This window comes from Sungkyunkwania multivorans (genome assembly GCF_042675645.1).
In the GTDB taxonomy this organism is placed as follows: domain Bacteria; phylum Bacteroidota; class Bacteroidia; order Flavobacteriales; family Flavobacteriaceae; genus Sungkyunkwania; species Sungkyunkwania multivorans.
In genome coordinates this window covers 144,140-167,362 of the sequence record NZ_JBHTJH010000017.1, presented here as the reverse complement: position 1 = coordinate 167,362, position 23,223 = coordinate 144,140, and the positions used below count along the sequence as shown (strand labels likewise).

Below are 23,223 nucleotides of genomic sequence, written 5' to 3'. Positions count from 1 at the left end.
GTTATTTTTTGTTGATCACTTCTACTTTTTGCCCATTCTTAACACTTCGGGCACCTTCTTTAATGATATTATCGCCATCGGCAATCCCATTGAGTACTTCGACAAGATCCCCCTGCGTCTTACCGGTCTCAATGATCGTTCTTTTGGCATCAGCCAAGTTCTTTTCGTCTTTGTCAGAGGCCACATAGGCATACTGTTCGCCTTCGGCATTTTCAGAGATAACACTTTGCGGGATAAGGATGGCCTTTGGATTGGTATAGTCATTGATCCTTACCTTGGCCGTGAGATTGGGTTTGATGCTTCCGCCATTATTCGGCACGGGCACCTCTATTTTAAAGGAGCGGTTACTTGGGTTGATATAGCTGGCCACTTGTCGTACTTTGGTAGCTATGGTTTTGCCAAGTACAGGGAAGAAGACTTCCACATCTTTTCCTTCAGTGACGTTTGGCAAATGCTTTTCCGGGACGTCGACTTCGATATACATGTCCTTCAAATTCACGATCCTAAAAATGGTCATTCCTGAACCTGGAGCGACCACCGTTCCCTCTTCAACGATCACATCATCAATCGTTCCGCTAAAAGGTGCGGTAATGATGGTTTTAGAGAGTTGTTCCTTAAGTTGTCTAAGGCTATTTTTCTGGGCTTCAAAGGTGGTCTTAGCTTGAAGATACTGGATCTCACTACCGATTTTTTGCTCCCAAAGTCGTTTTTGACGCTCATAGGTCGTCCTTGCCAGCTCGGTTTGAACCTCGGCCGCTGCGACACTCTGCGACATTCCGCCATCATCGATTTTCGCAAGCACCTGTCCTTTTCTCACCTTATCTCCTTGCTTTACATACATTTTTAGTAGGGTTCCAGCCATTTCTGGGTAGATCAAGACATTCTGTTTGGTCTGAACATTTCCTTGGAGTTCTAAGTAGTGCTTAAAGGTGTCTTCTTTAGCCTCAAAAGTAGTGACCAACGGAACGTTTTTAAAGCCCTCCAGATTTCGTATTGCACTTTCTACCTTTTCAAGATCAGCTCTAAGTGCGAGTTGTTCATTGCTAAGCTCTTGTTGTTTGGCTCTGATCACTTCCAGATCGCCACTTGCGATTATTTCGTCAATGCTCTTTTCTTTACCATCTCCGCAGGAAATAAGGGCCAATGCACTTAGAGTTATGAGATATATTTTTTTCATTTCGATTGAGTTTATATTGATTGATGTTGGTTAATATGTATTAAGTAAGGTTTCCAATTCGGTCTTTTTGTTGATGACATTGACCATGGCTTGGAGATATTCCTGTTGTATCGTGTACAGCTGGGTCTGCGCCTGTCTTAGTTCAAAACTAGAACCGATGCCTTCAAAGAACTTGGTTTGATTCTTCTTTTCGATACGCTCGGCCAAGGCCAAATTCTCCTTGGCGGTCTCATATTGTTCTACGGTAAATTGATACTCGCTTTTTAATTGTTCCAGTTCTAATTGTAATCGTTGTTCGGTTTCGGTAAAGTCTGTCTTGGCTTGCTCAAATGCGATTCTGGCCCTTTGCGTTTTAGCCGATCTTTGCAAGGAGCTAAATATGGGAATGTTGAGGTTGATCCCTATAAGAGCCGATCCAAACCAGCGATTGCCCTCATTGAAAAAAGTAAAGTCCTTGTCGGCAAATGATTGATAGCCGCCATTGAGGAATGCTGAGAGCGATGGAAGCGCCTGACTCTTCTCGTATTTGAGTTGTAATTCTCTTGTGCGCTCGGTATTCTTCGCGATCTTTAGATCGATATTGTTCTCAATGCCCTCATCGGTATTCAGGAGCCCAAGCACAATGTTTTCTTTGACCAAGGACTCTAAATTGTCATTCAGCTGCAACTTGTCGCTTATAGAGGCACCGATGGTGATCTTTAGAAGATTATAGGCGATTTCTCTAAAACGAATGGCATTGTTCAACACACTCTCCACATTGGCCAAAGTGATGGTTAGTTGTTCTACGCTTTCTTCTTCCCCAAGACCATTCTCAAAGATCTTGGTGGTCTCATCAAGATTTTTTTGAAGGGTAACTCTGTTTCTTTCAGAGATCTTCACACTCTCTTCGGCCAGCAGCACATTACCATAGGCGGCGATAACTGCCTTCCTTACCTCTTGATCTGTTTTCTCTTTGGCATTTTCAGAAATTTCTAAAAAGACCTTCGCCGATTGTAAGCCGACCAGATAGGAGCCATCAAAGATCAGCTGGCTCAGGGTAGCGGAAGCATTGATACTCTGCTTGGCACCAAAAACCACTGGAATCAAGCCGTCTGCCGGTTCAGGACTTCCGGTTCTGGTCAAACCAAAGAAGTCCTCAACTGTTTGAATGGTTGATTCTCTGTTATCAAAGGCACTTGCAGGAAGCAATGAGACGGGTTGTTTCAGGAAATTTTGATATTCGACAGCACCATTGATCTGTGGAAGGCCGATGGCGGTGGTCTCCCATTTTTGTTTTTTCGCGGCTTCGATATCTCTATCGGCGTTGATTACGCTCCTGTTGTTCTCTAAAGCGAATTCGATCGCCTGCTCCAAGCTAAAGGTGTATGATCGTTCTTGTGCAATGCCTATATTGGTCAATAAGATAAACAGTGCGATGATTGGTAGGTTTCGCATTGGTTCTATGATTGATTAGTATTAATAAAATCGTTTAATATTCGTAATCCTTTCTCGGTGGTGATGGCCCTTAAGTGATACTCTAAATACGTATCCATAAGGCTATTCATGTTATGTTTTCCTGTTGGAAATAGTTCGGTATCCTTTATTCCAGACATCCCGTTAAAGTACATGCGCGAAACAAAGTCGACATCGAGGTTGGCCCTAAAGATGCCTTGAGCGATTCCTTCTTTTAGATTCTCTACGATGTTTTCGTGCATCACCTCGAACTGCTTCCACTTTAAGCGATCGTGGATCTTTGGATAATATTTTTTCAATTGATATTGTGGAGAAGATTTTTCGTTCTTCAAGTGTTCCATCACAAATCGTTTGATGTGATATAGCTCCTCAATGGGGTTGGAAGCTGTTTCACAAATATGGTCTATCCCTGTGCAAATGGTATCGAATAAATAAAAGGTACTCGCCTCTACAAGCTCCGTTTTGTTGTCATAATGTTGATAGATGGTCTTTTTTGAGATTCCGATCTCGCTGGCGAGGTCATCCATGGTGACACTTTTAAATCCCAGATTTAGAAATAGTTCGGTAGCTTTATGTAAAATTTTTTCCTTCATAAGAGATGCCAAAAGTAGGCATGGAAACTTTAAAAACAAAAATAGTTTCCATGGTTTTACATTTTTTTAACATAATGGTCCTGATCAGCAAAAATGATGATCTGAGTAAAAAAATGAGCTTACCAATGTTTTAAAGGCGAAAGCGCAAAGCTAGATTGGACAATATTTTGCTACGATCTTTCGAAACTGTATTTTAGCCTGAAAATAGCTATTCTTCATGTTGGCATTGGATCAATATCGCGACGCGATTCTTCAGCATCTACAAGAGCAAAAGGTTAAGAAAGAACCTATAAACCTCTATGGACCCATCGATTATATCCTGCAGTTAGGAGGGAAACGACTTCGCCCTATTCTTACATTGATGACAGCAGATATTTTTGGGGGTGACCATAAAGAAGCTTTAGATGCTGCTTTGGCCGTTGAGGTATTTCACAATTTCTCTTTGGTACATGATGACATTATGGATGATGCTCCTTTAAGAAGAGGAAAGGAGACCGTTCATGAGAAGTGGGATATCAACACTGGTATTTTGTCTGGAGACGCCATGTTGATCTTGGCCTATCAATTGTTTGAATCATACGAACCTGAAATCTTTCAAAAGCTGGCAAAACTCTTTAGTAAAACGGCGATAGAGGTTTGCGAGGGACAACAGTATGATGTTGATTTCGAAACGCGAGATGACGTTACTATCGATGAATATTTGAAGATGATCGAATACAAAACGGCGGTTTTGGTGGCGGCAGCGATGAAAATGGGTGCGATTATTGCCAATGCAAGGGAAGAGGAAGCACAGAAGGTGTATGATTTTGGTCTAAACCTCGGTTTGGCATTTCAGTTAAAGGATGACTATTTAGATGCTTTTGGTGACCCAAAGACCTTTGGCAAACAAGTGGGCGGAGACATTATTGAGAATAAGAAAACCTATCTTTATTTGAAGGCACTTGCACTTTCTGACACCAAAGAACGCGAGCAGTTAGCACACCTCTTTTCGGTACAACCTATCGATCCTTCAGAGAAGATAAGTACTACCAAGGAAATGTTTGAGAGTAGCGGAGCAGCAAGGGCCACTCTTAACGAGATTGAAAGTTACACTTCCAAGGCTTTTTCCATACTTGAAAAACTCAATATAGAGGAGAAAGGAAAACAATCCTTCAGGGCGTTCGGTGAAATGCTGATGAATCGAACTATTTAAAGAGTCTTTTGAATAGTGCTCTTTCGAAGCCTTTACCCACGAGTGAAAACATAACACTCAGATCTTCGATAAAATTGCTTTGTTCGTCCAAAAACCGAAAGATCTTTTTGGGACTTCTTTTTTTGAACATTTCGGAAAACAGCGATGCTCCACGAGCATTATCTCTATAGAGCACGTCGATGAAAAGCAGGTCGTAATACCAAAATTTGTTGCGTTTGTGAAATTGATCCAAGGGCTTGCCTTTTTTCAAGAATTCGATCACTTCCTTCGTCTTTCTCGAGGTTTTCAAAAAAGTAAATCCAGTACTAGCTTTGGTCCAGCCACCAGCGGTTCCGATATGAAGTAAATTCTTTGTATTACCTTCTTCAAATGGGAAGCAACTCATTGGAATGTTGCCATCCTCCTTCGCCGTGATCTCATATTCCTTTATTCCGAGCTCTTGGATGTAGGCAAGTATACCTGCTTCATACTCATTTTTTGGCAATAGATCTGCAGAGAACAATGTATATTCTAAAAGCGCTTCATTTTCAGAAATAGGTAACACATACATAAATCGGGTGTTTCCTTTTTGCGGTATCGAAAAGTCCATAAATGTTACCGTTTCGGCATCAAATACGGGTTTTGGCGTTTTTATGAACCATCCTATGAAGTGCTGCTGCAACAAAGGATATTTTTCTTGTTGTTGTAATTTATGAGGTCTAAAGAGGCTGTTAAAAACATGTCTTGCAGTGTAGGTCGCGTGGGTCGTCTCGACTGTAACACCATCATTATTATCTACGAATTCTTTTACTTCCTCTATCTTAAACGTAATATTACGATGACCTTCAATCGATTTTAGAATGAATGTATAGAAGTCAATTCCTCGTAGCATCTTATAGCGATAGGGGTCTAGGTCAAACGTCTTTTTGAAAGAAGCACTTCCAAAGAAAGCCAAATCCCACTGATTATACAGCAGCGCATCCCATTCCCCTTTGCCTTCTTCCCAATAGCACCAAGTACGGTCATTGGTGTTTTTGGGGTCTTTATCCAAAAGTAAGATGTGTTTATTGTCAAAAAACGGATCGTTCGCCATTCTGTATGCCAGCAAAAGTCCCGATGCCCCAGCTCCACAAATAATATAGTCGTACGTTTCAACCATCAATCGACATAAGGTTGTAAGAAGCTCGTAATAATTGGAATTCTCCGTTCTTCAGGCAAATAATTCTGGTCCTTTACAATTGCAACTACCTCGATGCCAACATGAATGCCGTAGATATTGTTAGAATTATTGATGCCGATAAAGACTGGATTGGCATTCGCCTTTTTTACGTTGATGATCCCAGATTTGTAGTTTTCTCTAGAACTAGTGATATCGTATTCAAAATCTTCCTTTTCTTTAAAAAGTTTAGCGTTGCTTTCGTCTAGTAGATAGACGTCGCAAATATTGGCACTTGGAGGAGGAGCGATGGTCGTTACAGCTTGCTTCAATGAATTCTCATTATCGACATACTTTGTCAATTCTGAGGCAAGATTGAACGTATTGCGTGTGTTTTTCACTTCGTTCTCATCTCTCGAAGCGGTGAGCACGTAATACCACTCCACCGTATTTTGGGGAAGATTGATCGGTAATAGCACCCGATTTTTCCCTCCTTTGACCACGGCGTTCGAACGACTGTTCAAAAAGAATTTATCGCTTTGTACGGTTTGTGGCAGTAAGTTCTCAACTTTTCTTAGCATGGTCGTTTGATACCCATAGGTGGTATCGCTTGCCGGTCTGAATTGTACTTTTTTCAAGGCCTCTTTTGAGGTGAATTGTAACGAGGCGTCAATTTTTATAGCAGCATCTCGATCATTTTTTATGGTGACCTTATAAAATTGTGTGTCGATAAAATTGAATTGCTCTTCCACGACCTTAAAATTGCTTTCAGCAAAAATGATCTTATCGGGATACGCCATCACTTCTATTGAAGAAATACGCTGTCTTTTTCCAGCCTTGATATCGACGGTGAGCATGTCACCATTTTGCGTGTGGAACCAATATGTCTTTTGAGAATTGGGTTCGAAAACACCCTTAAATGCTACCTGCTTGGTCTGGCTAAAGGCATTCAGATTTAAAATACTAAAGAGTAGGAGCAAATGATTTCTCATCCGATTAAATTTTTGTGCTTCTAAAATATGACAAAAATTTTCGCGTATTGCGAAAACAATGACGATAATTTAAGCCATCGACGAAAATCACCTGTAAAAATAGGGAATCGTGAATAGGAAAATTATGCGGCGATCACCTCTTTCTCCACTGCGATATAATGGGTTGTTGTATCGTTATGGTCCTTTAATGGATAGATCTTCACCTCGCATAAATAGCGATCACCATTTTTTCGATAATTAGTGATCCTTTCTGAAAATTGACGTTCTTCCATGATGTTTTTGCGAATGTTGTCCTTAGAAAGCTTTGAAGTTTGTGGCCCTTGTAAGAAATGTGGTGTCCGGCCAAGAGCGTAGGTGCTGGAGTAGCCTGTCATTTTTGAAAATCCAGGATTCACCCACTGAATCCTTTGCGAGGCATCTGTAACAACCAACGCCAAATAATCTTGGTCCAACAATTCTTCAAATTTTACACTCCAAGAATATTGATCTCCTAGCTTATCCAATTGATCAATATCCTGTTGTCTTTTTTTGATAAAGGGAATTTCAGTTAGGTATTTTGAAAATATATCCCAGCATTGTATAGGCGAAATGATTCTTCTTTGGTTCCTTTTCATAATTATCGATCTTAAAACTTCATATTTCGGAAAAAGTTAAACAAAATAGCGCTTTTTCCTTTAAATTTTAAGATAGCGGAATTTTGAAAAGAACGGTCATTTATGAGCCAAAAATCTGAAAATAGACCCTAAAAGACCATTTTCTGGCAGTTTTATGATAAATATGAAGCGATATCAGGAATTTTTTGTTTAACGTCTGAAGAGGGCAGTTGCTCCTTATCATTGAAGCCGATCTAGCAATCGCAACATCTTTTTTGGTCTGATAAAACTGTCGTACTGGAAGATGATCTCAAAGTTCGAATTCAAGACCGAAAGGGTAGGATAGGCTATTTGACCATCGATTTCTCCCAAGTGCCATGCCAAATCGTGCAGCCCACTGTTTGGTCCATTTGGGACATAATCAAAGGTGCGGTTTTGGAACCTTACTGGCGCTCTACTTTCGGCATCAAAAGATACAAAGTAGAAGTTTTCATTAAGTTGTCGAATGACTTCCGTATTGCTAAAAGTACTTTTCTGCATCGCCTTACAATACTTGCACCAATCCGTATGAATAAAGACGATCATTGTTTTGGGCGCGCTCACCATAAGTTCTTCAACTTCTTCGAAAGAATACGTCTTCAATTGCGCCTTTGTATGGAGCCCAATAAGAATAAGTAACAAGGTTAGAAGGAATTTTCTTTCCATTTTTTCAGTTTAAACGGTATCGCAGTCCAATAAAGCCACGAACACCTTGGTTGGGCGCAAATACATACGAAGGGTCAAAGGTGAGGGCGTATGGGTTGTCTGCGGTAGGGATCGCGTCCCCATTCGCATCAAATTGAACATTTTCATCAAATGGATCGTTCGCTCTTGCAATGATGAACGGGTTTCCTTTATTTGGAGTCCAATTTAATAAATTCTTTACACCTCCATAAAGTTCAATATCCTTTAATCCATCGAAGGTAAATTGAATGTTTTGGATGCTCCAGGTGGGCGAGTATTCTTGCCTGGGGTCTAAATCGCCGAGCAGCGGCAGTCGCATAGGGCCATAGATATTACCGGTATAATCAGCGGTCAAATTCCATGATGGTATCTTATACGATGCCGACCAAGTTCCTGTGAACCGCTCGGTGAGGATTTGCTGTTTGGTGATATTGTTCTCGGTATTGGTAACATCCATCAAAGTGGCACCAACCAAAAGTTTTAAACCATTTGGAAGGCTTACATCGATATTGGTACTTATCCCTTTTGTTATGGCTTTGCCATCGAGATTCCCATAGCGGATCTCGTTAGGGTCGCTGTCGTAATCTGGTAGGATCAGATTGTTAAAATAGGTATACCAAGCAGAAGCGTCGATTCCGATAAAAGTGCCATTGCCGGTATATATTTTCTTCAAGAAATTCAGATTGATGTTATAGGAACGCTCTGGAGCCAATTCTTCCTCGATGATCACGTCTCGCGACCCGGTCAATGCGGCATGTTCTTCGGTAAAGAGATTGACCACTCGAAAACCGGTTCCCGCATTCAATCTTAAAATATCCACATCGGTGATGCTCCATTTATAGGCCAGACGAGGTGTGAAGATATTTCCGTGCCTTCTGTCATGGTCATAACGTGCACCAAGCAGAAGTTTATGTTGTTCTGCAAGTGTTACCTCATCCTGCACAAATAGGCTGGGAATCCAAAGCTCGTCTGGACTATTCAAACCATTTTGGGCAGTTGCTGGGGTATTATCGTCGTAATAGTTATATCGAATCGCTGAGCCTAGCAAAAGATCATGCCCTTTTAGGGACTTGTCCCATATTAATTGCCCAAAACCAATACGCTGCTGGGCAACATAAGGGATATTCCCATATACCGAATTTTGATCATGGTCTGTATACGAAAAGTTGAGTAGCATCTTTTCTTTTATTGGTAATTGATAGCTTCCCAGTAGCTCAAAACGTGTGGTGTAAATACTTTCACCATAGATCTCATCTCCGCCTCGGAATTCTGGGGTCCATTGCAATTCGCCACCCCAACGATCTTCATAAAAAAATCGGCCAGCCATTGAAAATAGGCGATTATGGTTCCTTTTGAAATTTACTTTCGAAAACAAGGAGATACGATCTTGTTGGGTCACATCTGTGAAGTTGTCATTGTTGTTATCGACGGGATTGTTGTAATTAAAATAATTGGCACCGAAGAGAAGTGTCGAGCGCTCTCCGAGACGAGCCTTAAAGCCTAGGTCCGCATTATACTCACCCCAAGAGGTGCTAAAGCCATCTGCAAATACCAAAGGCGCGTTTTCTGGTTTCTTGGTGATGATGTTTATAAGTCCTCCCACCGCTTCACTACCATATAAAGATGAGGCAGGACCCTTCACAATTTCTACGCGTTCAAGTAGCGAATTAGGTATTCCCGATAGACCATAAACTGTAGAAAGCCCGCTTACAATGGGCATACCATCGATAAGAACTAAGGTGTATGGGCCTTCAAGGCCGTTAATGTGGATATCGCCGGTGTTACAAACATTACAATTTAACTGAGGGCGAACACCATTGACATTCTGCAGCGCATCAAAGATATTTGGGGTGGGATTTTTAATGAAAAATGAGGGTTTGTATACTTCAACAGGAACTGGGCTCTCTAAGCGACTTACTGCTTTTAATGTTCCCGAGACCACAACCTCATCCAGGCTTGAATTTTCTACCAACTGAAAATCGATGTTCAGGGATTCATTATTGATGTCAATTTTTTTCTTTGCGATTTGAAATCCGGTATAAGAGGCTACAATGGTATAAGTGCCGGTCTCCACTTTTGAAATTTCAAAGACGCCATCAAAGTTGGTCGTGGTTCCCTTTTTGGTTCCTTCCAAATAAACGTTAACATACGGTAAAGGACCATTCGAGGTGCTTACAGTACCGCTGATGGTGTTCTGCCCTAATAATGATAATGGCAGGAGAACTAAACCAATAAGAAATATTAATCGAAAGATCATCTTCAATATTTTTGCAAATATAATCTAATTTTTAGTCTTATCTAAAAATGAAATTATCAATTATTAATTCTTATTTTTGTTAAAAGCAATTTTCAATGACCTTATCTGAAGAAAATTATTTGAAAGCTATATTTCATCTTTCCAAAGACTTTGATTCTGGTGTTTCTACTAATGCCATCGCGGAGAAAATCGAAGCGAAGGCATCCTCTGTTACAGATATGCTAAAAAAGCTTTCGGAGAAAAAATTGGTGGACTATCAAAAATACCAAGGAGTAAGCCTTACAGGGAAGGGGCGCAAAATTGCCACCAACATCATAAGAAAACATCGCCTCTGGGAAGTATTTCTAGTAGAGAAGCTCGGTTTTACTTGGGATGAAGTACACGATGTGGCCGAGCAATTAGAGCATATCAAATCCGAAAAGCTGGTCGACGAATTAGATAACTTCCTCGGAAACCCAACCATAGATCCTCATGGCGATCCAATACCTGATAAAGAAGGCAACCTAGCAGCAACTCACAACACCTTATTGTCTGAGCTAAAGACCGGTGAAAAATGTGTATGCATTGGAGTGAAGGATAGCTCTTCAGAGTTCTTAAAGTATTTAGATAAGAATGACATTTCTTTGGGACGAAAAATAAGAGTGTTGAATAAGGAGACCTTCGACGGTTCAATGCGGATACGAATGAAGAAGAATGAATTCACGATTTCGCAGCAGATCGCATCTAACCTTTATGTGAAAAAGCAATAATATATGGATCAAATACTTACTTTTTTTGAAAATACAGACCCGATTCTGGGAGCTTTTTATGCCACTTCCTTTACATGGATCGTTACAGCACTGGGCGCTTCTTTGGTGTTTTTCTTTAAAGGGATGAACCGGGCGGTTTTAGATGGTATGCTGGGTTTTACTGGAGGTGTCATGGTCGCAGCAAGTTTTTGGAGCTTGTTGGCCCCAGGGATTGAGATGAGCCCTGGCGAAGGTTTCGTAAAGGTGATTCCAGCCGCGGTTGGATTCGCCTTGGGGGCAATTTTTCTATATGGTTTGGATAAAATATTACCCCACTTGCATATCAACTTTAAAGAAGATGAAAAAGAAGGGATAAAAACACCTTGGCGCAGAACGACGCTTTTGGTATTGGCGATCACCCTGCACAATATCCCAGAAGGATTGGCGGTTGGGGTGCTTTTTGGAGGAGTTGCAGCTGGAATTCCCGAAGCAACCATTGGTGGTGCTGTTGCATTGGCCCTAGGAATTGGCATTCAAAATTTTCCCGAAGGAATTGCCGTTTCCATGCCATTGAGACGTCATGGGGTTAGCAGGCGAAAGAGTTTTTGGTATGGACAAATGTCTGCTATTGTAGAACCCATAGCCGGCGTTGTGGGCGCTTTGGCTGTTACGTTCTTTACACCAATACTGCCATATGCACTTGCTTTTGCTGCGGGAGCGATGATCTTTGTGGTGGTTGAAGAGGTGATTCCCGAAACGCAACGTGATAAATATACCGATATAGCAACCCTTGGATTTATCGGAGGGTTCATCGTGATGATGACCTTGGATGTTGCCTTAGGGTAGTTTTTATCTTTTAATAGCATTAGAAAATGGCTATCTTGAAGCTTTAATTCAGATAGCCTTTTTTTATGAGACCAATACAACTCCTTTCTCTCTTTCTTTTTTCATGCATCTTATGTGCTCAAGAAAAAAAAGAAACGCTCCAAGATCTTGATATCTTTCAACTGGAATTTGCTTCCGATCCGCAAATTTCACCTAATGGGAAGCAAGTGGTGTATCGCCGGAACGGCTTTGACATTATGAAAGATGTTTCCAAAAGAAGCTTATGGGTCATCAATACCGATGGCAGCGAACATCGAAAGTTAACCTCCAGAGAGGTAAATGAGGGTGAGGCAAGATGGTCACCTTCAGGTGATCGAATCGCATTCACAAGCGCGACCGATGAGGGAAATGAAATTTATATGTATTGGGTCGCTACCGGTCAAATAGCACGTATTTCACAATTAGAAGCTTCACCGAGTTCCCTTGCATGGTCGCCAGATGGAAGTCAGTTGGCCTTTTCTATGAAAGTTGCTTCCAAACCACCAGTGATCATCAAGGCACCAAAAAAACCAAAAGGAGCGAAATGGGCGGATGTACCAAGAATAACCGATCGCTTAAAGCACGAGGCCGATGGCGCTGGTTATATCAAGCCAGGATACGATCATATTTTTGTTATTCCATCAGATGGTGGGTCTCCTAGACAGATTACTTCAGGAGATTTTAATCACAAGGGAAAATTGTCTTGGTCTCCTGATGGAAAAACCATTTTCTTTTCCGCCAATAGGGTACCAGACTGGGAGTATCGATTCAGAAATAGTGAGATCTACAAAGTGGATGTAGCTTCTGGCAAGATAGAAACCCTGACTTCACAAGACGGACCCGACTATGATCCCGTTGTCTCACCAGACGGAAACAAGATTGCCTTCCTTGGATTTGCCGATAAGGTCCAAGCTTATCAATTGCGAAAACTTCATATCATGAATTCCGATGGAAGTGGGAGAAGGACCATTTCGAACTCATTGGATAGAAGTATTGGCAATCCTATTTGGGATGCCGATGGTAAAGGATTGTATGTAAGTTACGACGATAAAGGAAATACCAAGATCGCGCATATTTCTTTATCGGGAAAAGTGACCAAGCTAGCGGACAATTTAGGAGGGACATCATTAGGACGTCCCTATGCTGGTGGTTCTTTTTCTGTGAACAATAATGGAGAATTTGCATTTACCCAATCACGACCATCATATCCAGCAGAGGTAGCCGTGTTCAGCAAAAAGCAAAAACGACCTCGGTCGATCACTTCTTTGAACGATGATATCTTAAAGTATCGCGAATTGGGAAAGGTAGAAGAGGTATGGTACAAATCTTCGATAGATGGAAGAGACATCCAAGGTTGGATCGTAAAGCCTCCTTTTTATGATGCTTCTAAGAAATATCCACTACTGATTGAGAATCATGGAGGACCAATTCTTAATTACGGCGATCGGTTTTCGGCAGAGATCCAACTCTATGCTGCTGCGGGTTATTTGGTATTTTATCCTAATCCTAGGGGAAGTACAAGCTATGGTGAAGAATTTGGAAATCTATTGTTCAATAATTATCCTGGCGAAGATTATAATGATGTGATGGATGGGGTAGACCACCTTCTAGAAAGAGGGCTGATCGATAAGGACAATTTGTACGTGACAGGAGGAAGTGCTGGTGGCATTATGACAGCATGGATCATTGGGAAGACCAACCGTTTTAAAGCAGCGGTTGTTGCTAAACCCGTAATGAATTGGATAAGCAAGACCCTGGTTGCGGATAATTACTATGGCTATGCCAATAGCCGATATCCAGGTCAGCCCTGGGAGAATTTTGAAGGGTATTGGAAGTTCTCGCCCATCTCCTTGGTTGGAAATGTAGAGACCCCTACGATGGTGATGGTTGGGATGAACGACCTTCGCACGCCACCAAGTGAGGCTAAACAGCTCTACCATGCCTTAAAGCTCAGAAAGATCGAGACCGTTCTGGTGGAGATTCCCGGGGCTTCTCATGGCATTGCAAGACGTCCAAGCCAGTTGATCACCAAGGTAGCGCATACCTTGGCTTGGTTTGAAAAGTATCGAAATAATTAATAGTAAACGTTAAAATACTGCCCAAAAGCATTTTAATACAATAAATTTTTAAATGGCTGCGTTTATAATTACAAATGGGGCATAGAGCCCCATTTTTTATTAGACCCCAAACCTAATTATAATGAAACGTAGTCTTTTTATTTTATGGCTCGTCTTCATCACACAACCACTATGCATAAAAGCACAGAATACTGTGGATATCGACGGTCGCCTACAGCCTTTACTTCAAGAGTTTTTCAAGCAATGTGATAAGTACGGCATTGAATACAATTCTAAGCTTTTTCAACTTGAAAAAATAGACATTGTATCCGATCTACCAACTCAGGAAACTGCGATGATACTCGGAAAAGTGAAACGGGATGCCACGGGTAAAGCCCAAAGTATTCTTATCAATTGGGTCGCCATGCTCGACCCCGAAATACTCAAAGTGGTGGCATTTCATGAATTTGCACATCACTTCCTGGATTATAAACACAGCTGCGGTGATTGCAACGAGATCATGGCAGAGGTAAATATTAGTTATTTTGATATCGCTAGAGATTGGGAAAATCAGGTGGCCCATTTATTCTTAAGCTCTCCTGCTTATCAAAAGAAAAGGAATACGCTAATGGCGAGCACATATCTGAATGGCAGTATTCCTTGATAGATAGGATAGAAGATTTGTCAGTTCGAGTGATACTATCCCAACTTTTTAGGATAGGATCGTATCGAGAACTCATTGAAGAACGTCTCGATACCTGTCTGCCGACAGACAGGTATTTTCTTTTCGCTTTACATCAAAGAAAAAACTCCACGCCCATTTCGAATGGTACGTTCGGGCGGAGAAGTAACGAAGACAAGTGTTTTATACATCTGAATCCAACTTATATTTTTTGTCCAGGTTTCAAATCCTGAGTAAACTTTGGCAGTTTGTCTTGGCCATCTTGCCAAAGTGAGTAACTCAATACTATCGAAAAGTTTGATGATAAGTGAAGCTGCAGGCGATGTTAGAGTTTCAATATACGTCAATGACACCCGCACCCGCTATTGCCACAGGCTTTAGCGGTCTTATTTTTCCTCTTTACCAAAAAGGCGGGTTTCCAAATGAACTTGGAAATCAAAAACCCTATTGCGATCGCAAAGGTTATAAAGACGAGTATGTTTTGAAGAATTTCCATCTTTGATGTCTGTATTGCAAAAGTACAGATAATTACATTATTTTAAGAGTTGATAGGAGATCAACGCCACGACATAGGCGATGGCGCTCATAGCAACCAGTTGCAGCAATGGCCATTTCCAGCTGTTGGTCTCTTTCTTAACGATGGCCAACGTACTCATGCATTGCATTGCAAAGGCATAGAATAGCAAGAGTGATATTCCCGAGGCCAAATTGAAAAGCTTTTTACCATCCGCTCGGACTTCGGCACCCATACGGTTTTTGATCGTCTCTTCCTCATCGCTCCCCACACTATAGATCGTTGCCAGCGTTCCCACGAACACCTCGCGCGCGGCGAATGAACTTACCAATGCGATGCCAATTTTCCAATCATAGCCCAATGGTTCAATGGCCGGTTCGATGGTTTTACCAATGATGCCAATAAAAGAATGTTCTAGTTTATATGATGCGATCTTATTTTCCAATTCAGTCTCATTGAGACCAACATCCTGATATTGTTGGGCAATGATAGCATCGGCCTTATTGAAATCATCACCAGGACCGTACGACGCTAATACCCATAAGACTATGGAGATCGCTAAGATGATCCTTCCTGCCTCAAAGACAAAGCTCTTTGTTTTTTCGATGACTGTGATGGCCACATTTTTGAACAGCGGCAGCTTATAGTTTGGCATCTCGACCACGAAGAAACTGCGACTTTTGATCTTTAGGGTTTTATTAAGTACCCAGGCAGAAAGTATCGCTACCAAAAAACCGAGTAGATAGAGTCCCATCAGTGTAAGCCCCTGAATATTCATTCCCAAGAAACGTTGATTGGGAATGACGAGCGCGATGATGATCAAATAAACCGGAAGTCGCGCAGAACAGGTGGTGAAAGGGGTAACGAGTATGGTGATCAGTCGCTCTTTCCAGTTTTCGATATTCCTGGTCGCCATTACTGCTGGAATGGCGCATGCTGTCCCTGAGATCAATGGGACCACACTTTTTCCGCTCAATCCAAAGCGCCTCATTCCTCGATCCATAAGGAACACCACACGACTCATATACCCAGTTTCTTCTAAAACCGATATAAAAAGAAACAGAAAGGCGATCTGAGGGATAAAGATGACAATGCCACCAAGTCCGGCGATGATGCCTTCGGCCAAAAGATCGGTGAATACACCAGCAGGTAAAGTTCTTTTTACCCAATCCCCAAGCGAAGCAAAACTTTCATCAATGAAATCCATCGGATAGGTACTCCAATCAAAGATTGCTTGAAAAATGGTGAGAAGGATCAGGAAGAAGATGACATACCCCCAAAATTTATGGGTTAGAATGCTGTCCAATCGACTTCGCAGGTCTTTGGCAGCATTGATATCGACCCGATAACCTTCTTTAATGGTCTCATTGATAAATTGATATCGTTTTATGGTTTCTCTTTGCTGAAGCCGTTTCAGGTATGATTTAGACTTGGTCTGAAAGTCCGTTGCATCTTCTATTCTTTTTCTGTTGACATTGGCAAAATTGACATCTTGTGTGATCACCAACCACAACTTATAAAGGTCTTGCTTTGGAAAAGCCTTCCGTAAACCATCAAAATATTCGGGGTCGATCTCTGAAGCGTTAAGGCAAGGTTTCGTGGAGAGATGTTTATAGTCAGCGATCAATTCTTTGAGTTGGACAATGCCCGTACCTTTTCTTGTGCTAACGAGCGCTATCTTGGTTTGTAGCCGCTCTTCGAGCATTGAAATGTCTAAGGATATCCCCTTTCGCTGCATTCTGTCTGCCATATTAATGGTGAGAATGGTAGGAATGCCTAAGTCTTTGATCTGCGTAAAGAGCAGGAGGTTACGCTTTAGATTCTCCACATCGGTCACCACAATGGCCACATCGGGATAGTCCTTGTCCTCTTTGTTCAAAAGAAGTTCAATGACCACGTTTTCATCCATCGAGGAGGCATTTAAGCTATAAGTTCCGGGGAGATCGATGATATGCGCCTTAACGCCTCTTGGGAGTTTGCAAACGCCTTGTTTCTTTTCTACAGTGATGCCAGGGTAATTGCCTACCTTTTGATTGAGCCCAGTAAGACTATTGAAGACCGAGGTTTTTCCAGTGTTCGGGTTTCCGATAAGGGCGACATTGATCTGCTTGCTCATTCGCTACATTTTTTCAATCTCAATCAATTGAGCAGTATCCTTGCGTATGGCGAGGTGACAATCGTTGATGATAAGATACAAAGGATCGTTAAAGGGAGCTACCTGTACCAATTGGACCTTATTGCCTGGTAAACAGCCCATCTCTAATAATTTCAATGGAATTAGATCAGATGAAATGTCTTTGATAATGCCCTCTTCCCCTAACTGTAGATCTGAAATCGTCAAGCGTATCTTTATTTAGATTCATTTTAATTAAGAGCAAAAGTAGGGTAAAAAAGTCAATGCGCAAATAACAAAGTATGTTAAGTTTTCCTCGATAATCGAGATTCAAACCTGACTGCCTGTCCCTTGCATGAGACTTTGGAAGGCAGGCCGTGCGGCAGGTTGCTCCAAGGCCTTTACGCCTTCATGTAGCCATTTTGGCGGACGAAGGCCTCGAAATCAAAGATGTTTTTTAATATATGCCTTGTGGGCTTGCCCTGGAGTTAGATTACTCTTCATATTCGGTTTTCAAGATCTGGATGTCCTCAAGTAATTTTTCGATCGCTACTTTATCTGTACCATCATAAAATCCTCTGATGCGACCCTCTTTATCAATGAGCATAAAATTCTCTGTATGGATCATGTCATAAGGCCCTCCATCACCAGTGGTTTTGACGGCAAGATAGGATTTCCTTGCCAGCTCATATATCTGCTTCTTGTCACCGGTAACAAGGTTCCATTTTTTATCGATAACTCCTTTTTGATCGGCGTAGCGTTTTAATTGTGGGACAGAATCGATCTCAGGTGTGACCGAATGAGAGAGGAGCTTCACCTCATCATCTTCCAAAATATTCATTTGAACATCATACATATTATCCGTCATCACTGGACAGATGGTGGCGCATGTGGTAAAAAAGAAATCGGCTACATAGATCTTGCCTTGATAATCTTGTTGCGTGATGGTCTTCCCATTTTGGTTGATAAGTTCGAAATCGGCGATCTTATGATAGTTTCTCACATGCTGAATGGTGCTATCGACCAATTCAAAATTCACATCGGCCGGCTGATAGATCGGAAGGCGTTTTTCGGGTTTTAAAGCGCTATAAAACAATGAAATAATTCCTATAGAGATGATTAGAAGTACCATCCCAAAGAACTTATATTTTGCAAAAAAAGATCTCATAATGAGCTATTTGGGTGCAGTTTTTTAGACGATTATAACAAAAAATGAATCATTTACAACAAAGGTAGTCGTTTGATACTTAAAATTCCCTATATTAGAAGTCCCAAATTTTTAGAATGAAAAGAATTAACCTACTCTTCTTTTCATTTGTGCTATGTGTAGGGTCCGCCCAAAACATCCAACAGATAGTTACAAATGAGGCTAAAGCGGCGGCTGCAAAGATGACCTTTGTTGGCAAGCAAAGCACTGACAACTATGATATTAGGCATCATAAGCTTGAGATCGCTGTAGACCCTTCAGTATATTTCATAAAAGGTAAAGTTACCACCACCTTTGTCGCGAAAGAAGCGATGAAGACCATTACCTTTGATGCGAGCAAAGAACTTCAAATACTATCGGCGTCTATCGATGATCGGTCGCTAGCGTTTATTCAGAACGAACAAGATGAAGTAGTCGTCGATCTTCCACAGACCTTTTTAACAGGGACCGAGGCAACCATTACCATCACATATCAAGGTAAGCCTTCTACAAAAGAAGATGCTTTTACCATCACTACGCATGGGCCCGACAAAGTGCCTGTACTCTACACACTATCGGAACCCTATGGGTCTAAAGATTGGTGGCCTTGCAAACAAGATCTAAATGACAAGGCAGACGCTATAGAGGTGGTCATCACCACTCCATCGTTCTTCAAACCGAAAAAAGGGAAGAAAAGATCCTATGTGGCCGTTTCCAACGGACTCGAAACCTGTGTCACGGACAATGGGATAACAAAGACGACAACCTATAAACACAATTATCCGATTCCTTCTTATTTGGTGGCCATTGCGGTAACAGATTATGAAGTGTACAAGCAAACGGTTGAAGGAACGGACGGTACCTTCGATATCGTCAATTATGTATATCCAGAATCCATGAACACCGCAAAAAAGCATACCGAGGTTACCAAAGACATCATGTATGTCTTCCAAGATCTTTTTGGAGAATATCCGTTTGCAGATGAAAAGTATGGCCATGCCGAGTTTAGCTGGGGTGGTGGTATGGAACACACGACCGTTTCTTTTATAGGCAATTATAGTAGAATGCTTATAGCACACGAATTAGCACACCAGTGGTTTGGCAATAAAGTTACTTGCGGAAGCTGGAAAGATATATGGTTGAATGAAGGATTTGCTACCTATCTCACCGGAATGGTAGAAGAAAAGTTGGATGGTAAGCGAGATTTTAACAATTGGAAGCAGGGAAAGGTAAGTACCATCACCCGAAGCGGATTTGGAAGCATCTACGTGGACGAATCTAATCTGGATAATATAGATAGGATCTTTAGCTCAAGACTTACCTATGACAAGGCCTCGATGGTGTTGCACATGCTACGTCAGCACTTGGGAGATAAGGACTTTTTTCAAGGGGTACGAAATTATCTGAACGACGAAAAGCTTGCATACAGCTACGCCAATACGGAAGATTTTATCAGACACATGGAAGTTCAAAGCAATCGAGATCTGTCGGAATTCTTCAATGATTGGATATACGGTGAAGGTTTTCCAAGTTTTAAGCTGGACTGGCATGCAGATGCGAATGGCGAATTGCAGGTGGTGCTTTCTCAGCAGACCACGGCACCTCACTCTGTCGATTTCTTTGAGGCCGAAGTGCCAGTGCGATTATATTCGGCAAATGGAAATTATGAGGATATCATTCTAAAGCACGCGATCAATGATCAGCTATTTTTAGTGAATGCTGGTTTTGATGTGGTGAAGATAGAGATCGACCCAAATTTCGACATCATTTCTAGAGATAACACCGTAAGAAGAGCGCTAGATTCGGATGCTGATATCATCGCTCAAGCAATCAATTCTCCCACCAGAGTTTACACAGATATTGCTTTGGCAAAAGCGAGAAGAGCTACATTGGTTTCAGCGGGAGGCGAATAATAGCGCTGGATTCATAAATGTTTATTAAATATAAGGCAGATAATACTGCTTCTTTTCCAAAAGTAAGGTGAAAACCTTACTTTTGTTCGTTTTAGAAATTGAAAATGACGCTATGAGTGCAACAGAGATATTCATTATTGTAATACAATTCCTTTTAAGTCTTTCGCTTTTGATCATCCTCCATGAAGCTGGGCATTTTATCCCAGCGCGATTCTTTGGAATTCGCGTGGAGAAGTTCTTTCTTTTCTTCGATGTTAAATTTGCACTCTTTAAAAAGAAAATTGGAGACACCGTCTATGGAGTAGGTTGGCTTCCGCTGGGAGGATATGTAAAGATATCGGGAATGATCGATGAGAGTATGGACACCGAGCAGTTGAAGCAACCTGCGCAGCCATGGGAATTTCGATCGAAACCGGCATGGCAGCGATTGATCATCATGCTTGGAGGCGTTTTTGTAAACTTTGTATTGGCCTGGATCATTTATGTCGGAATGTCTTTTGCGTATGGGGAGAAGTATCTTGCTGCCGAGGACATTGGCGATGCTATGGCCGTCACTGAATTCATGACCGAAAAAACAGGGCTTCGAAGTGGTGATATGGTGCTTTCGGTGGATGGAGAGAGCTTTGACACCTTTTCCGAAATGGCTGAAAACATCTTCTTTGCAGAGAAGGTAGAAGTACTAAGAAATGGTACAAAGATCACCTTGGACCTTCCATCGGATTTTATGGGTCAGCTGGTTGAGGAGAATAGAAGACCGATTGGTCTCAGAAACCCCATGGTAGTCGGAGAAGTCGCCGAAGATTCGCCAAATGCTGGAAAAGAATTGCAGCCCAATGATATCATCATAGGCTTGGATGGAAATTCGATGAAGTATTTTGATCAGGTGTCGGCTTACCTGGATGCGAATAAAGGAGAGACAATGACAGCTACGGTTCTAAGGGATGGCAAGGAAAAGGATATTACCGTTTATACCACTATCGAAGGGAAGCTGGGAGTCGTACTAAGCGGGCTCTCCCAAGTGGATCTAGAGAAGCTAGGATATTTAAAGCTCTCTAAGAAAGAATATGGTCTGGTCGAATCTTTCGGTGCTGGGACGGATCGTTTTTTCGACCGTTTTGCTTCTTTTGGAAAGCAATTGAAAGCACTGGTAACGCCAAGTACGGGAGCCTATAAAGGACTCGGGAGTTTCATTTCAATCGCAAAAATTTTTCCAACTACATGGAACTGGGAAGCTTTTTGGAACATCACAGCCTTTCTTTCTATTATGTTAGGGGTTCTAAACTTATTGCCAATTCCTGCGTTGGATGGAGGCCATGCGATGTTCTTGTTGTATGAAATGATCTTAGGTAAAAAGCCTAGCGACAAATTCTTGGAATATGCCCAGATGGTTGGGTTTCTTTTACTGATCACACTGTTCGTTTTTGCCTTTGGCAACGATATTTATCGTAATTTTATGAAGTAGTCAAAAAAAGATATTTTTTGTTTGGCTTAACTAAAAAAACGCATATATTTGCACCCGCCTACTCGAAAAAATTTGATATTTAATGGTGTAGGGTAGGTTAAAAATAGGGAGTGATCCTTGTTTCAAGAGACGTTCAAAGGCAATCGGGAAGCCGATAATTTCCCAATTCGATATAAAAGTTCTAAATGAACATTCCTCCTTAGCTCAGTTGGTTAGAGCATCTGACTGTTAATCAGAGGGTCCTTGGTTCGAGCCCAAGAGGGGGAGCGGAAGCGACGACAAGCCAATCACAGAAGTGATTGGCTTTTTTCGTTGAGAAAACTTGGGCAAGACGCCTGTCCCGAGCTAGGCGAGGGGAGCAAAAAAGCAAAAGAGCTGCACGAGAGTGTGGCTCTTTTTATTCCCACATTACATTGCTTAAGACGATCGTCTAAAAGATCTAGAGTAGAACTCATTCTTTACAATGGGATCAAAGCCTTTTGTAAAATGAACAGAGAAAATGGTTATTGAACTTGAAGCTGACTACTTTTCTGCAATATAGATCTAATATCAGGCTTACATCTTTTTTGGAATAATGTACTCATGAAAAACCTGCAAGAAGTTCGGTATTTCATTAGCCATGCAAAAACGAATATTCAATAGAAGTATAAATTATTGACTATCTTTAATCATATCGAGGATATCCTAAAATCACAGGTTTTTTAAAAGAACCAAAGCCCACCCAATGATAGTGAGAAAGGCTTAGGAGCACCCCCCATTTAGAAACAAAGGTTCGATGCTCCTTATTGAGTATTTTCAAAGATTTTTGCGGCAATTTTCTAATCAGCTAAATTGAGAACATGAGATTGTACATCAAATATATGGTAAGTCAACGCTGCAAAATATTGGTAAAGGAAGAACTGAAAAAATTAAACATAGACCATACCGCCTTAGATCTTGGAATGGTCGAAATCCCAGAGGAAATTCCCACAGGGAAAAGAACTCTGTTAGGAAAGAACCTATTTAAATCTGGCCTAGAATTGCTAGACGATGCTAAGAGCATCTTAATTGAGCGAATAAAGACTGCAATCATAGAAATGATTCATCATACCGATGAAATTCCGAAAACTAATTATTCCGATTATCTGAGCAAAAAATTAGGATACGACTACACGTATTTGTCGAACACATTTTCTGAAGTGAAAGGAATCACTGTACAACACTACATCATCAAACATAAAATTGAGAAGGTAAAAGAATTACTGCTATATGATGAACTTAACCTTACTGAGATCGCTCATAAGCTTCACTATAGCAGCCCATCTCATCTTTCAAATCAATTCAAGAAAGTCACAGGTCTCCCTCCTTCTTTTTATAAAAAACTAAAGAAGAAACGACTGCAAAATCTTGAGAACCTGTGATATATGCAAGCTTTTAGAATATTTATGTAGTTGTTGCTCCAGATTTATTTTGCACCTTATCATGAGTATTATGACTAGTAATTGTTTTCAAAATAAGTGATATTCATGGATATATTCGAGAAGAACAAACAGGCAAAAAGGGTCTTTGAAATTCTAGCAAGGCTCTTTGCACCAATCCGTAAAAATTTTA

Annotated in this window: 19 protein-coding genes and 1 tRNA gene; 9 read left to right on the top strand and 11 right to left on the bottom strand. The window is 41.2% G+C overall.

Annotated features, from left to right (window positions below; all coding sequences use genetic code 11):
• Position 1: 1 nt before the first annotated feature.
• From ACFQ1M_RS12300 to ACFQ1M_RS12290, 3 genes are read right to left on the bottom strand one after another with little or no spacing between them, the layout of a single operon-like run.
• Complete coding sequence (locus ACFQ1M_RS12300; RefSeq protein WP_386408631.1) at positions 2–1,177, bottom strand: efflux RND transporter periplasmic adaptor subunit; 1,176 nt, start codon at positions 1,175–1,177, stop codon at positions 2–4.
• A 30-nt stretch (positions 1,178–1,207) separates the two neighbouring features.
• A complete protein-coding gene (locus tag ACFQ1M_RS12295) occupies positions 1,208–2,611 on the bottom strand; it encodes a TolC family protein (RefSeq protein ID WP_386408629.1) in 1,404 nt (467 codons plus the stop codon).
• A gap of 5 nt (positions 2,612–2,616) precedes the next feature.
• The gene (locus tag ACFQ1M_RS12290) at positions 2,617–3,222 is read right to left on the bottom strand and encodes a TetR/AcrR family transcriptional regulator (RefSeq protein WP_386408627.1); all 606 of its coding nucleotides are present in this window, start codon (positions 3,220–3,222) and stop codon (positions 2,617–2,619) included.
• Positions 3,223–3,439: 217 nt separating this feature from the next.
• Here ACFQ1M_RS12290 and ACFQ1M_RS12285 point away from each other — a divergent pair, with 217 nt between their 5' ends.
• Positions 3,440–4,414, top strand: coding sequence for a polyprenyl synthetase family protein (locus ACFQ1M_RS12285; RefSeq protein ID WP_386408625.1), 975 nt, complete (start codon positions 3,440–3,442; stop codon positions 4,412–4,414).
• On the opposite strand, the gene ACFQ1M_RS12280 is transcribed toward ACFQ1M_RS12285, so the two are convergent.
• The 5 genes from ACFQ1M_RS12280 to ACFQ1M_RS12260 form a co-directional block, all read right to left on the bottom strand.
• Positions 4,407–5,552, bottom strand: coding sequence for a lycopene cyclase family protein (locus ACFQ1M_RS12280; RefSeq protein ID WP_386408623.1), 1,146 nt, complete (start codon positions 5,550–5,552; stop codon positions 4,407–4,409). The two genes, ACFQ1M_RS12285 and ACFQ1M_RS12280, sit on opposite strands and share 8 nt — an antisense overlap.
• A complete protein-coding gene (locus ACFQ1M_RS12275) occupies positions 5,552–6,541 on the bottom strand; it encodes a hypothetical protein (protein WP_386408621.1) in 990 nt (329 codons plus the stop codon). Before ACFQ1M_RS12275 ends, ACFQ1M_RS12280 begins: the two co-directional genes overlap by 1 nt.
• 122 nt (positions 6,542–6,663) lie before the next feature.
• Entirely contained in the window at positions 6,664–7,155 is a 492-nt protein-coding gene (locus ACFQ1M_RS12270) for a PAS domain-containing protein (RefSeq protein ID WP_386408619.1), read from the bottom strand.
• A gap of 219 nt (positions 7,156–7,374) precedes the next feature.
• A complete protein-coding gene (locus ACFQ1M_RS12265; RefSeq protein ID WP_386408617.1) occupies positions 7,375–7,839 on the bottom strand; it encodes a thioredoxin family protein in 465 nt (154 codons plus the stop codon).
• 4 nt (positions 7,840–7,843) lie between these two features.
• Positions 7,844–10,114, bottom strand: a complete 2,271-nt coding sequence (locus tag ACFQ1M_RS12260) for a TonB-dependent receptor (RefSeq protein WP_386408615.1) — start codon at positions 10,112–10,114, stop codon at positions 7,844–7,846.
• Between the two features lie 95 nt (positions 10,115–10,209).
• On the opposite strand from ACFQ1M_RS12260, the gene ACFQ1M_RS12255 reads away from it, so the two are divergent.
• The 4 genes from ACFQ1M_RS12255 to ACFQ1M_RS12240 all read left to right on the top strand — a co-directional run bounded on the left by ACFQ1M_RS12255 (position 10,210) and on the right by ACFQ1M_RS12240 (position 14,427).
• Complete coding sequence (locus tag ACFQ1M_RS12255; RefSeq protein WP_386408613.1) at positions 10,210–10,863, top strand: metal-dependent transcriptional regulator; 654 nt, start codon at positions 10,210–10,212, stop codon at positions 10,861–10,863.
• Positions 10,864–10,866: 3 nt separating this feature from the next.
• Positions 10,867–11,688, top strand: a complete 822-nt coding sequence (locus ACFQ1M_RS12250; protein ID WP_386408611.1) for a ZIP family metal transporter — start codon at positions 10,867–10,869, stop codon at positions 11,686–11,688.
• Positions 11,689–11,753: 65 nt separating this feature from the next.
• Positions 11,754–13,784 (top strand): S9 family peptidase, encoded by a 2,031-nt coding sequence (locus ACFQ1M_RS12245; protein WP_386408609.1) that lies wholly within the window; start codon positions 11,754–11,756, stop codon positions 13,782–13,784.
• A gap of 121 nt (positions 13,785–13,905) precedes the next feature.
• Positions 13,906–14,427 (top strand): hypothetical protein, encoded by a 522-nt coding sequence (locus ACFQ1M_RS12240; RefSeq protein ID WP_386408607.1) that lies wholly within the window; start codon positions 13,906–13,908, stop codon positions 14,425–14,427.
• Positions 14,428–14,978: 551 nt separating this feature from the next.
• On the opposite strand, the gene feoB is transcribed toward ACFQ1M_RS12240, so the two are convergent.
• From feoB to ACFQ1M_RS12225, 3 genes are all read right to left on the bottom strand, one after another.
• A complete protein-coding gene (feoB, locus tag ACFQ1M_RS12235; RefSeq protein ID WP_386408605.1) occupies positions 14,979–17,075 on the bottom strand; it encodes a ferrous iron transport protein B in 2,097 nt (698 codons plus the stop codon).
• Positions 17,076–17,078: 3 nt separating this feature from the next.
• Positions 17,079–17,306 (bottom strand): FeoA family protein, encoded by a 228-nt coding sequence (locus ACFQ1M_RS12230; RefSeq protein ID WP_386410849.1) that lies wholly within the window; start codon positions 17,304–17,306, stop codon positions 17,079–17,081.
• Positions 17,307–17,565: 259 nt separating this feature from the next.
• Positions 17,566–18,240, bottom strand: coding sequence for an SCO family protein (locus tag ACFQ1M_RS12225; protein ID WP_386408603.1), 675 nt, complete (start codon positions 18,238–18,240; stop codon positions 17,566–17,568).
• A gap of 116 nt (positions 18,241–18,356) precedes the next feature.
• Here ACFQ1M_RS12225 and ACFQ1M_RS12220 point away from each other — a divergent pair, with 116 nt between their 5' ends.
• The 4 genes from ACFQ1M_RS12220 to ACFQ1M_RS12205 all read left to right on the top strand — a co-directional run bounded on the left by ACFQ1M_RS12220 (position 18,357) and on the right by ACFQ1M_RS12205 (position 23,033).
• Entirely contained in the window at positions 18,357–20,171 is a 1,815-nt protein-coding gene (locus ACFQ1M_RS12220; protein WP_386408601.1) for a M1 family metallopeptidase, read from the top strand.
• A gap of 112 nt (positions 20,172–20,283) precedes the next feature.
• Positions 20,284–21,633: an RIP metalloprotease RseP gene (gene rseP / locus ACFQ1M_RS12215; protein WP_386408599.1), complete on the top strand. Its 1,350-nt coding sequence runs from the start codon at positions 20,284–20,286 to the stop codon at positions 21,631–21,633.
• 193 nt (positions 21,634–21,826) lie between these two features.
• Positions 21,827–21,900 (top strand) — tRNA-Asn (locus ACFQ1M_RS12210).
• Positions 21,901–22,472: 572 nt separating this feature from the next.
• The gene (locus tag ACFQ1M_RS12205; RefSeq protein ID WP_386408597.1) at positions 22,473–23,033 is read left to right on the top strand and encodes a helix-turn-helix domain-containing protein; all 561 of its coding nucleotides are present in this window, start codon (positions 22,473–22,475) and stop codon (positions 23,031–23,033) included.
• Positions 23,034–23,223: the final 190 nt, after the last annotated feature.

Coding starts and splice junctions, on each gene's coding strand:
- ACFQ1M_RS12300 (WP_386408631.1), bottom strand. CDS start 1,177: ATGAAAAAAATATATCTCATAACTCTAAGTGCATTGGCCCTTATTTCC.
- ACFQ1M_RS12295 (WP_386408629.1), bottom strand. CDS start 2,611: ATGCGAAACCTACCAATCATCGCACTGTTTATCTTATTGACCAATATA.
- ACFQ1M_RS12290 (WP_386408627.1), bottom strand. CDS start 3,222: ATGAAGGAAAAAATTTTACATAAAGCTACCGAACTATTTCTAAATCTG.
- ACFQ1M_RS12285 (WP_386408625.1), top strand. CDS start 3,440: ATGTTGGCATTGGATCAATATCGCGACGCGATTCTTCAGCATCTACAA.
- ACFQ1M_RS12280 (WP_386408623.1), bottom strand. CDS start 5,552: ATGGTTGAAACGTACGACTATATTATTTGTGGAGCTGGGGCATCGGGA.
- ACFQ1M_RS12275 (WP_386408621.1), bottom strand. CDS start 6,541: ATGAGAAATCATTTGCTCCTACTCTTTAGTATTTTAAATCTGAATGCC.
- ACFQ1M_RS12270 (WP_386408619.1), bottom strand. CDS start 7,155: ATGAAAAGGAACCAAAGAAGAATCATTTCGCCTATACAATGCTGGGAT.
- ACFQ1M_RS12265 (WP_386408617.1), bottom strand. CDS start 7,839: ATGGAAAGAAAATTCCTTCTAACCTTGTTACTTATTCTTATTGGGCTC.
- ACFQ1M_RS12260 (WP_386408615.1), bottom strand. CDS start 10,114: ATGATCTTTCGATTAATATTTCTTATTGGTTTAGTTCTCCTGCCATTA.
- ACFQ1M_RS12255 (WP_386408613.1), top strand. CDS start 10,210: ATGACCTTATCTGAAGAAAATTATTTGAAAGCTATATTTCATCTTTCC.
- ACFQ1M_RS12250 (WP_386408611.1), top strand. CDS start 10,867: ATGGATCAAATACTTACTTTTTTTGAAAATACAGACCCGATTCTGGGA.
- ACFQ1M_RS12245 (WP_386408609.1), top strand. CDS start 11,754: ATGAGACCAATACAACTCCTTTCTCTCTTTCTTTTTTCATGCATCTTA.
- ACFQ1M_RS12240 (WP_386408607.1), top strand. CDS start 13,906: ATGAAACGTAGTCTTTTTATTTTATGGCTCGTCTTCATCACACAACCA.
- feoB (WP_386408605.1), bottom strand. CDS start 17,075: ATGAGCAAGCAGATCAATGTCGCCCTTATCGGAAACCCGAACACTGGA.
- ACFQ1M_RS12225 (WP_386408603.1), bottom strand. CDS start 18,240: ATGAGATCTTTTTTTGCAAAATATAAGTTCTTTGGGATGGTACTTCTA.
- ACFQ1M_RS12220 (WP_386408601.1), top strand. CDS start 18,357: ATGAAAAGAATTAACCTACTCTTCTTTTCATTTGTGCTATGTGTAGGG.
- rseP (WP_386408599.1), top strand. CDS start 20,284: ATGAGTGCAACAGAGATATTCATTATTGTAATACAATTCCTTTTAAGT.
- ACFQ1M_RS12205 (WP_386408597.1), top strand. CDS start 22,473: ATGAGATTGTACATCAAATATATGGTAAGTCAACGCTGCAAAATATTG.